We start from the raw sequence: 606 nt of genomic DNA, 5'->3' as shown, positions 1-606 counted from the left end.
TTTATATGTGCCACAGGGGTGTCGCTTTAGGGCGGTGAGGTGTCGCTGGCTCTCCGGCAGGGTGTCGCTAAAACTCCGTGCAGGTGTCGCTCAGCGTCCGATTTTTGCAATCATACACGACTCTTTCTCGCAATAGTTCCCACAAACATTGGAAATTATCCACAATATGACAGGAAATATTTAGATATTCTATACAAAGAATGTCAGTCTTTTGCGAAATCGCACAGAAGTCATGCGAGCCGTCCAACAACGTTATCCGTCAGCAATGCAAAAATCGGCCGCGGTGAGCCATCTGCACAGGCCAGGGACTATATTTCAAAGACTGCAAGAATTCGCACAATATTAAAAGTAAGCGCTCCATAATCCCCCGTGAGGGATAAAGAAAAGAGCTCCCATAAGGAGCTCAAATCGGTTAAAATTATTTGAGTTTGCAATACTCGGGAAGGCTTTCAGCCCAGGGGAGCAGCGGAATCAGTTGTTCCTCGGTAGGACTTTCGCCCAGTTTGGGCAGCTCCTGCAGCAGGAACAGCAGGTAACCAAAGGGATCCAGGCCATTGCGCTTGGCTGTCTCGATCACACTGAAACATAAGGCACTGGCATCGGCAC

Annotated in this window: 1 protein-coding gene; it reads right to left on the bottom strand. The window is 48.7% G+C overall.

Features of this window, described 5'->3' with window-relative positions; all coding sequences use genetic code 11:
* Window positions 1–418: 418 nt before the first annotated feature.
* On the bottom strand, window positions 419–606 hold a 188-nt coding region (locus tag B5F27_RS17455), incomplete at its 5' end, for a transposase domain-containing protein (RefSeq protein WP_144066586.1).

Source organism: Faecalibacterium sp. An192 (assembly GCF_002160175.1).
GTDB lineage: Bacteria > Bacillota > Clostridia > Oscillospirales > Ruminococcaceae > Faecalibacterium.
This window is presented reverse-complemented; position numbering and strand designations above follow the sequence as displayed.